The sequence below is a fragment of the Streptomyces sp. NPDC101776 genome (assembly GCF_044766845.1).
Taxonomy (GTDB): Bacteria; Actinomycetota; Actinomycetes; order Streptomycetales; family Streptomycetaceae; genus Streptomyces.
In genome coordinates this window covers 156,915-171,247 of record NZ_JBIWMV010000007.1, presented here as the reverse complement: position 1 = coordinate 171,247, position 14,333 = coordinate 156,915, and the positions used below count along the sequence as shown (strand labels likewise).

The following is a 14,333-nucleotide window of genomic DNA, read 5'->3' as shown; positions in this document are numbered from 1 at the left end:
GTTATGCCAGCTCCTTCGCGATCTGCGGGTACGGGCGCATGTACGCCTCGGCCATCGTTTTGTGGGCCAGGCCCAGGTTCGGGCCGGCGTTGCGCTTGAGCTGGACGCCTCGGCGTACGGCCAGGTCGGTGTAGTAGTCCCACAGGTGCTGCTGGGCGCCGAGGCACTCCATCGCCGCGCGCTTGGTGTCCCAGACCTCGCTGATGTCGAGGAGGACCTCGGGCTTGAAGCCGCTCATCTCGGGCTGGTGCGGCTCGAAGTAGAAGACCGGCGGGGCGCCGATGATCTCGCCCTCGCCGGGATAGCCGATGGCCTGCGCCAGGACGCGGGCCTCCAGCGCCATCCGGTTGGCGGCCGGGTGGTCGCCGTTGTACGGGTCCTCGGTGGGGTGGGTGAGCACGACGTCGGGCTGGGTGGCGCGGTAGACCTCGACGAGTCTGTCGGTCAACTCGGCGGTGGCGACCAGGGGATAGTCACCGGCGTCGAAGAAACGGACCTCGGCGCCGAGGGTGGCCGCGGCGCGCTCGGCCTCGTCCTGGCGTATCGCCTTGATCTCGTCCAGCTTCTTGCCCTCGCGCCAGGCCTTGGCGGACTCGCCGCGCTCACCGAAGGTCAGACAGGCGATGGTGACCTTCTCGCCGCGGGCGGCGGCCAGCGCGATGGCTCCGCCCGCCCGCCAGACGAAGTCCCCGGCGTGCGCCGTGACGACGAGCGTCGATCGTGGGGGGGCGGGCGCGTTGCCGTGCGTCATGACTCGAATCTCCTTGGTGGACAGGTGTGCGCCCGCCCCAAATGCGCCGATCCGCCGCGCGTCAGTCGCGCAACGCCTCGATCACACTGGTGAGATGGGCGCGGACGGCCGCCTCGGCCGCCTGTGGGTCCCTGGCCGTGATCGCCTCGATCATCGCCAGGTGCTCGCTCAGGGACTGCTGCGGACGCCCCGGCCGCAGCGCCAACTGGAAGCGGTGCCGCACCAGTTGGGCATTGAGCCGCTCCAGCAGGGCCACGGCCGTCTGCTGGCCGGAGAACTCCCTCACCCTGTCGTGCAGTTCGTGGTTCAGCTCGGAGTACGTCACCGGCTCACCGTCGGCCACGGCCTTGGTCATGGCCCGGCCCAGGTCCGCCAGTTCGGTCAACTGGTCGTCGTCGGCCGCTACGGCCGCCTTGGCCGCGCAGAGTCCCTCCAGGACCATGCGGCACTCCGTGATGGCGACCGCTTCCTCCACGGTCACCACCCGCACCCGGGAACCCCGGTTGCGGATCCGCTCGACCAGTCCTTCGGCCGCCAGATCGATCAGCGCCGCCCGGATGCTGGCCCGCGTCACATCGAACTGCTCGGCCAGCTCGTTCTCCACCAACCGCTGTGCCGGTGCCATGTCGCCTTGCAGGATCGCCTGCCGCAACTGCGCGAGCGCATGTTGCTTGGCCTGCTCCCCGGTGCTCGGACGGGCTTCTTTCGGCATCGTTGCCCTCCCTGAGTGAGTGCCTGTCGAACCTAAATCTAGCCAAACAAGATTGTCAACAATTTTGTCCGCCGTATTGCAGCCCTGCTTGGGCCCCTGTCTACCCCAGACACGCCACTGCCCGCCCATGGACCGGCCATGGGCGGGCAGTGAAGCGTGCTCTTCTCCGGCTGGAGAACCGCCTTCTTCTACGGCGCGTGACGGCTGCAGCTCATCGACCTGCCGTCCTTCGTCCCGCACCACTCCTGGTAGCCGGAGACGAAGGAGCCGGCCCACTTGTAGTGGTCGTCGGGCAGCTTGTCGGGCGTGTGGGCGCGGTAGTTGGCCGCGTCGTCCTTGTCGCCCGAGCCGTCGTAGGCGACCAGTTGGGGGTACGGGTAGACGGGCCGCGTGTACGCGACGGTGGGCGCGCTGCTGCTCGCGGCGGCGGAAGCCTTCGCCGTGCCACCGCCGAGCTGACCGCCCGCCGGTCCCCCGGGCTGGCTGCCGCCGCTGGTCTTGGACGCGATGACCGCGCCTGGCACCTTCCCGGTCTCCCGCCAGTCGATCAGCTTGCTCAGCAGGTCGAAGCTGTCGGGCCCGTCACCGCCGCCGCAGTGATTGACGCCCGGGAACAGATACAGACGGTAGAAGTCGTCGACCTCGTCCTGCCCCATCGTGTCGATCATGGCCTGACGGTAGGCCCGGGTGCCGGTGGGCGGGATGTTGGGGTCGGTCAGCCCGTGCCACTGGATGAGCCTGCCACCGGCCTCGTGGAACTTGCTGAGGTCCGGGTCGGTGGCGTCGTAGATCCCGGAGACCTCGCGCTGGTAGGCCTTGAAGGTGTCGACGGTGAACAGCGACCCGTCGAGCTTCAGCGTCGGGTCGGCCTCCCACTTGCCGACCCGGCGCAGGAACCCGAGCCCGATCCCGTACAGCTGCACCGAACTCTGCCCCTGGCCGGCCTTGGGGATGAACAGCCCCTCCCAGGCGGTCTCCGAGCCGTAGGGCTGGCCTCCGGTGTAGAGATGGGTGCCGTCCGGGGCGGTCACACCCGCGTACGCCTTCCGTACGACGTCGATCTGATCGGCGGTGAGACAGCTCGAACTGTCCTTGCCGTCGGCGCACTTGAGGCTCGTCGGGTCGAATGCGCAGGTCGCCGGGTCCTGGATGAGGTCGTTGTTCAGCTTGGGGTCGGCGCACTTCGCGAGGACGGCCTTGTGCAGCATGGGGAGCTTCGAGGCGGGCAGGATCGTCGAGCCGTCCGCGCGGAAGTCGATGGTCGCGAGGTAGGCCTCCTGCATCGCGTTGAGCGCGGTCTGGTTGAAGGCCGGGGCGCCGACCAGGGCGGCACTGAAGTCGCCGGGGTAGCGCTGCACCTCCATCAAGGTCTCGCGCCCGCCGTCCGAGCAGCCGTCGTAGTAGGAGTACGTCGGCTCGGCGCCGTAGAAGGCCTTGGTGATCGCCTTGGCGGCGGTGGCGAAGGCGTGCTCGGAGCGGTAGCCGAAGTCCACCTTGAGCTGCGGGTTCGTCGCCCAGACCTCGGCGGAGCCGCCGCCCATGCCGGAGGTGGAGACATGGCCCTGGTTGTCCTGGCCGAGGGCGAAGGAGCCGTCGGTGACGGGGACGCAGCCGGTGGAGGCGGCGGGCTGAGCGCTGACGCCGACCATGCCGCAGTAGCCGCCGCAGCCTTCCTGGAGATAGCGCTGCCGGTATGTCTGCGTCGGCAGCCGCAGCTCGAACTGGATCTGCGGGGCGACGGTGCCCTTCACGTCGCAGTACTCGTACGCGCTCGCGTCACCCTTGGCCACGACGGTCGCGGAGGCGACGGAGGTCGCCGCGTCGTCGAGGGTGCCGAAGTCCTTCTGGAGCAGGTCGGCGCAGGCGATCGTCGGCTTGGTGACCGGCAGGTTCCCGCCCACGTCACCGACGGCGGTGACCTTCGTGACTCTCGCGTCGGCGTCCGCCGAGAACGTGTCGGGCAGCAGCGCGAGGCCCGTGACGAGGGCCGCGACGACGACGGCCACCAGGAGGACGATCCTCGTCCGCTTCGACGAGCGGGCATGACCAGGGCTCATGGCCTCAGCGTCGAGCGGGCCCCTGATGGAGGCCACCGGCGTGGGCCGTCAGGGTGACCCGGTTCAGGCCTCGCGGTAGAGCGCGGTGAGCAGTTCCAGCACGGCCTGGGTGGCGGGGTGCGGGTCGTCCTTCCACCAGGCGAGCCGTACGGCGATGGGCTCGCCGTCGCGCACCGGACGGTAGACGACTCCGGGCCGCGGGTACTGGTTGGCGGTCGACTCGGCCGTCATGCCCATGCTGCGGCCGGTGGCGATCACGGTGAGCCAGTCGTCCACGTCGTGGGTGTCCTCGGTGGCGGGGCGGGAGTCGGGCGGCCACAGGTCGGCGGTCGTGGTGCCGGTGCGGCGGTCGACGAGCAGGGTGCGCCCGGCGAGATCGGCCAGCCGCACCGAACGGCGCCGGGCCAGCGGGTCGTCCGAGGCCATGGCGCACAGCCGGCGCTCCAGCCCGACGATGGCCGACTCGAACCGCCGGTCGTCCAGCGGTCTGCGGACCACGGCCAGGTCGCAGGCGCCTTCCTCCAGCCCCGCGGTGGCCGAGTTGACGCGGACCAGATGCAGATCGGTCTCCGGGTGCGCCTTGCCCCAGCGGCGCTGGAAGGGGAGCGTGTGGCGGCCGAGCGCCGACCAGGCGTAGCCGATCCGCAGATGGGCGTGGCCCGAGGTGGCGTCCCGGACCAGCTCGTCGACATCGGCGAGGACACGGCGGGCGTGGGCGACGACCCGCAGCCCGGTGCTCGTCGGGGTCACCGATCGGGAGGTGCGCCTCAACAGCCGCACACCCAGGGCTCGTTCGAGCGAGGCGAGGGTACGGGAGACGGCGGCCTGGGAGACGCCGAGCGCGAGGGCGGCGTCCGTGAAGGTGCCCTCGTCGACGATCGAGACGAGACACCGCAACTGCCGTAGTTCCAGATCCATGACTCCAGCGTATAGATCGTCCCGCTGTTGCATTTTGCGCAAGTGCCGGCGGGGCGCACGATCGGGGTATGCCTGGAGCCTCCGCTACGACAACTCCCGTCCCTGTCACGCCACAAGCCGCCCCGCTGCCGTCGAGGGTGGGCCTCGCCGGGGTCGCCACCATGGCGGGCAGCGGGCTGTCCAACCAGGTCGGCGCGGCGATCGGTTCCCTCGCCTTCCCGGTCATCGGGCCGGTGGGGGTCGTCGCGGTGCGCCAGTACGTCGCCGCCGTCGTGCTGTTCGCGGTGGGCAGGCCCCGGTTGCGGGAGTTCGTATGGCGGCAGTGGTGGCCGGTGCTGCTGCTGGCCGTGGTGTTCGGGACGATGAATCTGTCGCTGTACACCGCCATCGACCGGGTCGGGCTCGGTCTGGCGGTGACGCTGGAGTTCCTGGGGCCGCTGTCCATCGCGCTGGCCGCGACCCGGCGCCGCGTGGACGCCTGTTGGGCGCTGATCGCGGTGGCGGGCGTGGTGACGCTGATGCGTCCGCGCCCCTCGGCGGACTACCTGGGCATGGGCCTCGGACTGCTGGCCGCCGCGTGCTGGGCGTCGTACATCCTGCTCAACCGGACCGTCGGCCGACGGATCCCCGGGGCGCAGGGTCCTGCGACGGCGGCCGGGGTGTCCGCGCTGATGTTCCTGCCGATCGGGATCGTCGTCGCGGTCCGGCAGCCGCCGACGATCACGGCGGCCGGGTGTGCGGTGGCGGCCGGGGTGCTCTCGTCGGCGGTGCCGTACCTGGTCGATCTGTTCACTCTGCGCCGGGTGCCGGCTCCGGCCTTCGGGCTGTTCATGAGTGTCAACCCGGTGCTCGCCGCCGTGGTCGGGTGGATCGGCCTCGGGCAGCGGCTCGGCTGGGCGGAGTGGGCGGGCATCGGAGCCGTCGTCGCCGCGAACGCGCTGAGCATTCTCACCGCGCGGGACTGACCGGAGGAGGTTGCGGGCGGCGGCCATGCCCTGTTCGGCCGCGTTGGTGCGGTGCTCGATCCGCATCGAGGTACCGAACAGCGGGTTGTACCAGCGGGCGACGTCACCGGCCGCGTAGACGTTGCGGGCGGCCTCGCAGTACTCGTCGCACACCACGCCGTCGCCCACCGGCAGTCCGCTGTCGGCGAGCCACTCGGTGTTCGGCGACGAGCCGATCGCGACGAGCACCTCGTCGGCCTCGATCTCCTCGCCGTCCCCGAGCCGTACGCCCTCGTCGGTCACCTCGGTGACGGAGACGCCGGTGCGCAGGTTCACGCCGTGGTCCACGTGCGCCTGCGCCAGCACCTGCCCGACCTGCGCGCCGACGGCATGCGCCAGGGCACCAGAGCCGGTTCCAGCAAGGTCACTCGGGCCCCCAGGCGCCGGGCCACGGCCGCGGCCTCCGCGCCGAGGAAACCGGCGCCGACCACCACCAACCGCCGCCCGGGACCGAGCCGTTCGCGCAGCGTGAGCGCGTCGTCGAGCGTGCGCAGGACATGCGCGCCCTCGCCGGGCAGCCGCCGGGGGCGCACCCCGGTGGCGATGATCAGCCCGTCGTACGACACCTGCGCGCCGTCCGACAGCCACACCTCCTGCGCGGCCAGGTCGAGCGCGGTCGCGGCGACACCGAGACGGAGGTCGAGGTCGTGCCCGGCCAGGTCGGCCGGGGTGCGCAGGGCTGCCTTGTCCGGTTCCCACTCGGCGGCGAGGACCTGCTTGGACAGCGGCGGCCGGTCGTAGGGCGGGGGCGGTTCGTCGCCCACGAGGGTGAGCGTGCCGGTGTAGCCCTCGCGGCGGAGTGTCTCGGCCGCCGCGAGTCCGGCGGCCGAGGCTCCGACGACGACGATCCGCCTCACCGCTCCACCAGTCGGATCGCCGCGGCCGGGCAGACCGCCACGGCTTCCCGTACGTCGTCGACGAGTTCGGCGCCGGGGTGCTCCTCCAGGAGGACCGCCACGCCGTCGTCGTCCCGCTGGTCGAAGACGTCGGGGGCGGCGACCACGCACTGCCCTGAGGCCACGCATTTCGGTTCGTCGAGTTCGACCTTCATGGCTGTTTCCTCTGCTCTCTTGTTCGTTGACGAGGGGTGGTCACCAGGCGACGGGCAGACAGGCCACGCCGTGTGTCGTGCCGGTGCGGTCGAAGGCCGACTGCTCGATGGGGGCGGCCAGTCGGAGGGTCGGGACGCGGCGGTGGAGGGTGCCGTAGACGACCTGGAGTTCGAGGCGGGCGAGGTTCTGGCCGAGGCACTGGTGGGGGCCGTAGCCGAAGGCCTGGTGCCGGCGGGCGGAGCGGGTGATGTCGAGGCGGTCGGCCTCGGGGAAGCCCTCTGACGAGGAAGGGCGCGTTGACCGTCCGGAGCAGCCGGGTGTGCTCGCGCACGTCGGTGTTGGTGATCAGCCGCGGGGGGTGCGGGGCGATCTCGGCGCGGTGCGCGTTGACGTAGGGGAAGCCGCTCTCCAGGTCGTCGTCGCTGACGCGGGGGTCGGTGAGCAGGGCGCGCTGGTCGGCGTGGCGGGTGATGAGCCAGGGCGTGGCGCCGTTCCCGATGCGGACCCTGCTGATCGGTTTCCCGTCGCGCAGCCCGTGCACGACCGGCGGCGGGGCGAGGGGGCAGCGCGTGTCCCGCCGCATCGGGCAGGCGGGGACCGTCGCGGCCGTGTCGGGCGCGGGGTCGGTCAGGGTGCCGGCCATGTCTCTCCTCGGTGGTGGGGGGCTCCACGTGGGGCGGGGCGCCGGGGTACTGGGAACGAGGCCTCGATGAACACACGCAAACAGAGCGGGCTGACACCTTCCGGTCAGTTCCCTGACCATCACCTGACGTGCCCCGGATCACACATCGACACTGTTGCCGCGAACAGGACAGAGATGTCAGAGAGGGTCAACCCAGATGCATTACCTGCGAGTTGACGGGCCCAGGCGTTACGGTGCCCACTCGCGGACGCAACGAGAAAAGGGCGGCGTAACGTCACCGCGACACCGCCCGGCACCCCACTTCACGAGGTGTCCATATTTGCTCCGCGAATGCTGTGCAACTCCCCCGGCAGGGCGTTCATCTCTCGCCGGTCGCCCGCCCGAGCCAGTAGCCGAAGCCCCGGCGCGTATGGATGAGCGCCGCGCCTTCCTGGTCCACCTTGCGCCGGAGGCGGGAGACGAGTTGCTCCATCGCGTTGTCGCCGCGGAAGTCGTCCCAGACGTAGCGGCTGATCTGCTCCTTGGAGAGCACCTTGTGCGCGTTGACGAGAAGGTGGCGCAGCAGCCGGTACTCGGCGGGCGTGAGATCGAGGACGCGCCGGCCGCGCCGCGCCTGACAGGTGGTGTCGTCCAGGACCAGGTCGGCGTAGTGCAGCGCGCCGTCCCGGCCGCCGCCCCTGCCACGCAGTAACACCTGGATCCGGGCGAGCACTTCGGCGATCCGGAAGGGCTTGGTGACGTAGTCGCGCTCCCCCGCGCCCAGTTCGGGCAGCAGCTTGTCGAGGGCGTCCCAGCCGGTGAGCAGGAGGACGGGCGGGCGGTGCGTGACGAGCGGGCGACCTTCCGCGAGGGCGTCCATTTCGGGCAACTCGGCGTCGATGACGACCAGTTCGAACCGCTGCTCCGCGAGCCGTGACACCACCTCGTTGCCGTTGCCGGCCGTTCGGATGCGGTAGCCCGCCAACTCCAGCGTCGTGGAAAGGAGTTCGGCGTTGTACGGCTCGTCCACGGCGACGAGCAGGTGTTGCCCGCCGCCGCGGGCGAGAGAGGGTGTCTCACTGATGCTGCCGTACGTGGACATGGGATCAGCCTACCGTCCTGCTTGCCTGACTCAAGCAATATTCATTCCCTTGCTTGACTCAAGTAAGTCACATATGCTTGCCTAACTCAAGCAAGCCCGCCGAAAGGGCGGACTGGCAACAGCAGGAGCACAACTGAGCCCTCGCTCACCAGAGCCGGGGCCGCCTTGAGCGGAAGGCGGCCCCCGCGCCGAACCCGTGGGGACGGGGGTCGGCGCTGTCCCGGACCCGGTCGCCGGCCACTCCCCCAGATCGGCGCCGGGTCCGAGGACACCCCCTCCTCCCCGTGCCCGACGTACAGCGGACCAAGGAGTACGGCATGCGCGGCAGTGGTCATGAGAGACGAGGAGAACGCCATGCGCGGCAGTGGTCTTGAAGGGCGCAGCGTCGTCGTCACCGGGGCGGGGTCCGGGATCGGGCGGGCCGCCGCGCTGCAGTTCGCGCTGGCGGGTGCCGAGGTCGTGGTGGCGGACCTCGATCCGGCGGGCGCCGAGGGGACGGTCAAGGAGATCGAGCACGACGGCGGCACCGCCGTCCGCGTCATCGGCGACCTGAGCGAACAGGCGGTGGTGGACGAGGTGGTCGCCACCGCCGTCGGCGCGTTCGGCGGACTGGACGTCCTGGTGAACAACGCCGGGATCATGGACCGGATGTCGGCCCTCGCGGACACCGACGACGCCGAGTGGGAGCGGGTCCTCCGGATCAATCTGACGGCGCCCTTCCTGCTGACCCGGGCCGCGCTGCCGCACATGCTCGCCGCCGGGCGCGGCGCGATCGTCTTCACCGCAGCCGAGGCCGGACTGCGCGGCAGCGCGGCGGGCGCCGCCTGCACCGCCGCCAAGCACGGGATCGTGGGCCTGGTGAAGTCCCTCGCCGTGATGTACCGGAGCCGGGGAATCCGCGCCAACGCCATCGCCCCGGGGGCCACCGCGACCGGCATCACCTACGACGTCGACGCGCGGTCACACGGCCCCGGGGTGATCGGCCCCGGCCTCGGACTCTCCGACCGGATCGCCTTCCCGGAGGAGCAGGCGGCAGCGCTCGTCTTCCTGGCCTCCGACGCGGCCCGGCACATCAACGGGGTCGTGCTGCCCGTGGACGACGGCTGGTGCGCCGTATGACGGGCGGCACTCGGGGCTGCCGCCCCGGCCGGGTCATATCGTTGGACCATCTGGAGTTCCCGTCGGGCCCATGCCCTTCAGGGGCCCTCGACATCGTCCGTGGCGGGCAACAGGGCGGGCTGGCCGGGGAGTTCGAGGGGGCGGCCCTCTGGACGGCGGGCGACCGGGAGTTCCTGCCGGGCCATGCCTTTCAGGGCCGTCCGGCGGAGCCCGTGTCGCACAACAGGGCGGGTTGGCCGGGGAGTTCGAGGGGGCGGCCTTCCGGACGGCGGGCGACCGGGGCGGGCTTCGGCGGTGTTCCTCGCCGAGCTCCCGCTGGGACTCTGGGCCGACTCCCGTGTACCGCCGACCACTTCGGTCCGCGCTGTCGTGCTGTCCGCCCTGACCCGGGTTCCTGTGTGGTTCCCTCCGGATCGAGCAGAGTTGGATCTCGGCTGACGTGCTGTCTCAACAATTCCGTCCTTCGCCCGACGACACGAGGGAGCGATCTCCAGAACCCGCGGTGGAGCGCGCCGCACCCGTGTCGGGCCGTCCGCTCCCCCGGGTCCGTACCCGTACGCCTAACCTGATCTCCATGCGATCTACCCTGCGGCAGGCGGCCCGGGCGACACTGCACCTGGTCCTCACCGTCGCGATGACCTTCGGGTGCTTCATCTTCGTCACCGTGCTCCTGATCACCGCGATCCTCACGGCCACGGTGGTCGGCGCGTTCATGCTGCCCGAGACCGTGCTGCTGATACGGCGGATCGCCGGGGCCAAGCGGCAGCAGGCGGGCGCCTGGACGGGCGTGAAGATCCCCGAGGCGTACCAGCCGCTCACCGGAACGATGCGGGAGCGGGTGCGCACGGCGGTGCGTGATCCGGGCACGCTGACCGACTTCCGCTGGTTGGTCGCCTACTACGCCTACGGCGCCGTACTGCCCGTACTGATGCTGCCGTTGTGGCCGCTGGGTCTGGTCGTCGACGGGGTGTGGTGCGGGCTGCTGCGCCGCGAGGCCGTCGTCCTGCCGTTGATCAGCCGGCTCGCGGACCTGGACGCCGACTGGTCGACCGCCCTGCTGAAGCCTTCGCCGAAGGCCCGACTGGCCGTAAGAGTCGAGGAGTTGGTGCAGACCCGGGCGGGCGCGATCGCCGCGCACGAGGCCGAACTGCGCCGGATCGAACGCGACCTGCACGACGGCACCCAGGCCAGGCTGGTCTCGCTGTCTATGCGTGTCGGGCTCGCCAAGCGGGCCTACGACCAGGACCCGGAGGCGGCGCGCAAGATGCTCGACGACGCGCAGACGCTGGCCGAGGAGGCGCTGACGGATCTGCGGCACGTGGTGCGCGCGATCCATCCGCCGATCCTCACCGACCGCGGCCTGGTCGGCGCGGTGCGCGCGCTGGCCGCCAGCAGCGCGCTCTCCGTCACCGTGACCGTGGACAGGCTGACCGACGGGCACGACGGGCCGCGCGCCCCGGCGGCGGTGGAGGCGGCCGCGTACTTCGTGATCGCCGAGTCGCTGACCAACGCGGCCAAGTACAGCGGCGCCGACCGCGCCGACGTCCATCTCGCCCGTGTCCGCACCGGACTGCGTGTCCGGGTGCGCGACGAGGGCCGGGGCGGAGCCGACGAGGCGGGCGGATCGGGGCTGCTCGGTATGCGGCGCCGGGTGGCCGCGCTCGACGGCGGTGTGACTGTGACCAGCCCCGTGGGGGGACCTACCGTGATCGAAGTGGAGCTGCCGTGCGTCTGGTGAGCGTAATGGAGGCGGGACTGTCGTGAGGGTCGTGATCGCTGAGGACAACGCCCTTCTCAGGGAGGGCCTGGTCCTGCTGTTGACGTCCGCCGGGCACGAGGTGGTGGCCGTCGCCGGCAGCGGGCCCGAGGTGCTGCCCGCACTGCTCGAACACCGGCCGGACGTGGCCGTGCTCGATGTGCGGATGCCGCCCGGTTTCCGCGACGAGGGGCTGCGGGCCGCGCTGGAGGCACGGGAGAAGATCCCGGGGCTGCCGGTGCTGGTGCTGTCGCAGTACGTCGAGGAGTCGTACGCCGCCGAGCTGTTGGGCGTCGGCGCGAGCGGGGTCGGCTATCTCCTCAAGGACCGGATCGGCCGCGTGGACGAGTTCCTCGACGCGCTGGACCGGGTGGCGGCCGGCGGTACGGCGCTCGACCCCGAGGTGGTGACCGAGCTGCTGACCCGGCGCCGCAATTCACCGCTGGACTCGCTGACCCCGCGTGAGGGCGAGGTGCTGAAGCTGATGGCGGAGGGCCATGACAACACGACGATCGCCAAGACCCTGGTCGTCACGGAACGCGCGGTCAGCAAGCACATCGGCAACGTGTTCCTGAAGCTGAGCCTGCCGCCGAGCGACAGCGGGCACCGGCGGGTGCTGGCCGTGCTGGCGTATCTGCAGAACGTGTGACACGTGCCGCCGGTCGTGTCGTCCCCGGGGATGACACGACCGGTGGCACGTACGGCGTTCTCAGTAGCGGTGATCCGCGTTCTCAGTATCCGCGATTGTCGGCAGCCGTACGACGACGGGACGGTGGCCCGTGCGGGAGTCTGGGTCTGTCCCCCAAGCAGCAGTAGAAGCAGAGGATGTGGCGTGCTCCGTCCCGTGGCCGCCTTCCGCCGACCGCGGTCGGCCTCGGTCCCAGGAGCCCCGGCGGAGACACCCATGAACGACAGCTGGCAGCGTTACGCGGACGAGCGCCTCCGCACCGTCGACATCATGTCGGCCGTCCTGCTGTTCGCCCTGTTCCTCTTCGGCAGCGAACTGGGCGTACCGAGCGGTCCCCGGCCGACCGAGGTCGGCCCCACGATCGCGCTCGCCGCGGTCTCGTGCGCGGCCCTGTTCTGGCAGCGGAGCCGTCCCCGTACGGTCGTCGCGGTCACGGCGACGTCCGCCGCCGGCGCTGCCGCGCTGGGCCATCTGCTCACGCCGTTGCTGCTGGGGCCGTTGATGCTGGCGCTGTACCGGCTGGCCGTTCTCACCCATCGCAGGACGGCACGCCGTTATTTCCTCGCGTCGGTCGTGCTGGTGGTGACCGCGGCGACGGTGGTGGACGCGGTGCATCACCCTTGGCCGTTCAAGACCGTCGGCCCTGCTGCCTGGCTGCTGTTGCCGGTCGTCGCCGGGAACGCGGTCCGGTTGCGGGACGCCTATCTGGAGGCGGTGCGGGCGCGGGCCGAGTACGCCGAGCGCGGGCGGGAGGAGGCGGCGCGGCACCGGGTGGCCGAGCAACGGATGTACATCGCCCGGGAGTTGCACGATGTCGTCGCCCACCATCTGGCACTGGCCCACGCCCAGGCCGGTACGGCGGCCCACCTCGCGCGCACGCACCCCGACCATGTGCAGCGGATCCTGACGGAACTCGCCGGTACGACGTCCTCCGCGCTGCGCGAGATGAAGGGCACGGTCGGTCTGCTGCGCCGGCCCGACGACCCCGGCGCACCTCTGGCCCCGAGCCCCGGTCTGGCCCAACTCGCCGAACTGACCGGCACGTTCGCGTCCGCCGGGCTCACGGTCACCGTGGCGACGGAGGGTGAGCCGCGCCCGCTGTCCCCCGGGGTGGACCTGACGGCGTACCGCATCGTGCAGGAGGCCCTCACCAATGTCGGCAAGCACGCCACGACCCGGTCCGCGCATGTGCGGCTGCGCTACTCCTACGACCGGCTGACCGTCACGGTGTCCGACGAAGGGGCGAGGCCGGTGACGGCCGCCGCGCCCGCCCCTGGCCAGGGTTCCGGTCCGTTCGGGATGCGCGGGCGCGCCCGCTCCGTCGGCGGCATCTTCCGGGCCGGGCGCGCTGCCGACGGCGACAACCGGGTGGACGCGATACCGGCCACCGCACCGGCCTCAAGCCACGGCCCCGGACTCATCGGCCTTCGCGAGCGCGCCCGCTCCGTCGGCGGCACCCTCCGGGCCCGGCACCCTGCCGACGGGGACGACGGGGTGGACGCGGTACCGGCCACCGCACCAGGCCCAGGTCAAAGTCACGGCTTCGGACTGATCGGCATGCGCGAGCGCGCCCGCTCCGTCGGCGGTGCCCTGCACGCCGGGCACCGTGCCGACGGCGGCTTCGAAGTCACCACCGAACTGCCGCTGTATCCCAGCGCCTTGGAACCGGAAGAAAGAACCCCATGACGATCCGCGTACTGCTCGCCGACGACCAGGCCCTTCTGCGCGCCACCTTCCGGATCCTGATCGACACCTGCGAGGGCATGGAGGTGGTCGCCGAGGCGGCCGACGGCGCCGAGGCGATCCTGCTGGCCGGTGAACACCGCCCCGATCTCGTCCTGATGGACATCCGGATGCCCGGCACGGACGGCCTGGCCGCCACGGCCGCCATCTGCGCGGACCCGGCGCTGTCCGACACCCGTGTCCTCATCCTCACCACCTTCGAGGTCGACGAGTACGTGGCACAGGCCCTGCGGGCGGGCGCGAGCGGCTTCCTCGGCAAGGACGTCACCGCCGAGGCCCTGCTGTCCGGCATCCGCACGGTCGCGTCCGGTGAGTCGCTCCTCTCCCCGCTCGCCACCCGCACCCTGATCACCCGCTTCCTGGCCACTCCCGCGCGGGGCGCCCCGCTGGCGGCGCCCGACCGGCTCGGCGCCCTCACCGCCCGCGAGCGCGAGATCATGGCGATGGCCGCCGAGGGCCGTTCCAACGACGAGATCGCCGAGAAGCTGTACGTCAGCCCGCTGACCGTACGCACGCATGTGCACCGCGCCATGACGAAGCTCGACGCCCGCGACCGCGCCCAACTCGTCGTGATGGCGTATCAGACGGGCCTGGTGCAGGCACCGCCACTGCCGGGCCCCGAGTTCTGATCCGCCGAACGCGCGCTACAACTGGCGGCGTTCTCGCGGCAGTCGGGGACAGCCACCCATGAACCGGCAGCCACCCGTACCCCCACTCCGGGTCCCCGTTCGGGCGAACCCTCCCCCGCGGACGCGTGTCACCCCGGCCGCCCGTCGACACCTCTGCCGTGACCCTGCCCCGCATCTCCC

12 protein-coding genes and 2 pseudogenes are annotated in these 14,333 nt (G+C 71.4%); 6 read left to right on the top strand and 8 right to left on the bottom strand.

From position 1 onward, the window contains the following. Position 1: 1 nt before the first annotated feature. The 4 genes from ACIRRY_RS23395 to ACIRRY_RS23380 form a co-directional block, all read right to left on the bottom strand. Positions 2-751, bottom strand: coding sequence for a PIG-L deacetylase family protein (locus ACIRRY_RS23395; RefSeq protein WP_403975860.1), 750 nt, complete (start codon positions 749-751; stop codon positions 2-4). 61 nt (positions 752-812) lie between these two features. Further along, a complete protein-coding gene (locus tag ACIRRY_RS23390) occupies positions 813-1,463 on the bottom strand; it encodes a GntR family transcriptional regulator (RefSeq protein ID WP_403975858.1) in 651 nt (216 codons plus the stop codon). Between the two features lie 188 nt (positions 1,464-1,651). Beyond that, a complete protein-coding gene (locus tag ACIRRY_RS23385) occupies positions 1,652-3,520 on the bottom strand; it encodes a tannase/feruloyl esterase family alpha/beta hydrolase (RefSeq protein ID WP_403975856.1) in 1,869 nt (622 codons plus the stop codon). 63 nt (positions 3,521-3,583) lie between these two features. Beyond that, positions 3,584-4,438, bottom strand: coding sequence for a LysR family transcriptional regulator (locus ACIRRY_RS23380; protein WP_403975853.1), 855 nt, complete (start codon positions 4,436-4,438; stop codon positions 3,584-3,586). A gap of 68 nt (positions 4,439-4,506) precedes the next feature. On the opposite strand from ACIRRY_RS23380, the gene ACIRRY_RS23375 reads away from it, so the two are divergent. Beyond that, positions 4,507-5,403, top strand: a complete 897-nt coding sequence (locus tag ACIRRY_RS23375) for an EamA family transporter (RefSeq protein ID WP_403975851.1) — start codon at positions 4,507-4,509, stop codon at positions 5,401-5,403. Positions 5,404-5,406: 3 nt separating this feature from the next. On the opposite strand, the pseudogene ACIRRY_RS23370 reads toward ACIRRY_RS23375, so the two are convergent. The 4 genes and pseudogenes from ACIRRY_RS23370 to ACIRRY_RS23355 form a co-directional block, all read right to left on the bottom strand. Continuing rightward, positions 5,407-6,299, bottom strand: a pseudogene (locus ACIRRY_RS23370) (NAD(P)/FAD-dependent oxidoreductase); the annotation flags it as partial. Next, a complete protein-coding gene (locus ACIRRY_RS23365; protein WP_403975848.1) occupies positions 6,296-6,493 on the bottom strand; it encodes a ferredoxin in 198 nt (65 codons plus the stop codon). The pseudogene ACIRRY_RS23370 and the gene ACIRRY_RS23365, both read right to left, overlap by 4 nt. A gap of 40 nt (positions 6,494-6,533) precedes the next feature. Further along, a pseudogene (locus ACIRRY_RS23360) lies at positions 6,534-7,137 on the bottom strand (cytochrome P450). A 358-nt stretch (positions 7,138-7,495) separates the two neighbouring features. After that, complete coding sequence (locus ACIRRY_RS23355) at positions 7,496-8,218, bottom strand: response regulator transcription factor (protein ID WP_403975845.1); 723 nt, start codon at positions 8,216-8,218, stop codon at positions 7,496-7,498. 354 nt (positions 8,219-8,572) lie between these two features. On the opposite strand from ACIRRY_RS23355, the gene ACIRRY_RS23350 reads away from it, so the two are divergent. The 5 genes from ACIRRY_RS23350 (at position 8,573) to ACIRRY_RS23330 (ending at position 14,153) form a co-directional block, all read left to right on the top strand. Continuing rightward, positions 8,573-9,337, top strand: a complete 765-nt coding sequence (locus ACIRRY_RS23350; protein WP_403975842.1) for an SDR family NAD(P)-dependent oxidoreductase — start codon at positions 8,573-8,575, stop codon at positions 9,335-9,337. A 574-nt stretch (positions 9,338-9,911) separates the two neighbouring features. Beyond that, positions 9,912-11,075 carry a histidine kinase gene (locus tag ACIRRY_RS23345; RefSeq protein ID WP_403975839.1) on the top strand — a complete coding sequence of 388 codons (1,164 nt, stop codon included), beginning with the start codon at positions 9,912-9,914 and terminating at the stop codon, positions 11,073-11,075. A 22-nt stretch (positions 11,076-11,097) separates the two neighbouring features. After that, positions 11,098-11,742: a response regulator gene (locus ACIRRY_RS23340; protein WP_403975836.1), complete on the top strand. Its 645-nt coding sequence runs from the start codon at positions 11,098-11,100 to the stop codon at positions 11,740-11,742. 255 nt (positions 11,743-11,997) lie between these two features. Continuing rightward, positions 11,998-13,467, top strand: a complete 1,470-nt coding sequence (locus ACIRRY_RS23335) for a histidine kinase (RefSeq protein WP_403975833.1) — start codon at positions 11,998-12,000, stop codon at positions 13,465-13,467. Next, positions 13,464-14,153, top strand: a complete 690-nt coding sequence (locus tag ACIRRY_RS23330; RefSeq protein ID WP_403975831.1) for a response regulator — start codon at positions 13,464-13,466, stop codon at positions 14,151-14,153. Before ACIRRY_RS23335 ends, ACIRRY_RS23330 begins: the two co-directional genes overlap by 4 nt. The last annotated feature ends 180 nt before the right edge of the window (positions 14,154-14,333 follow it).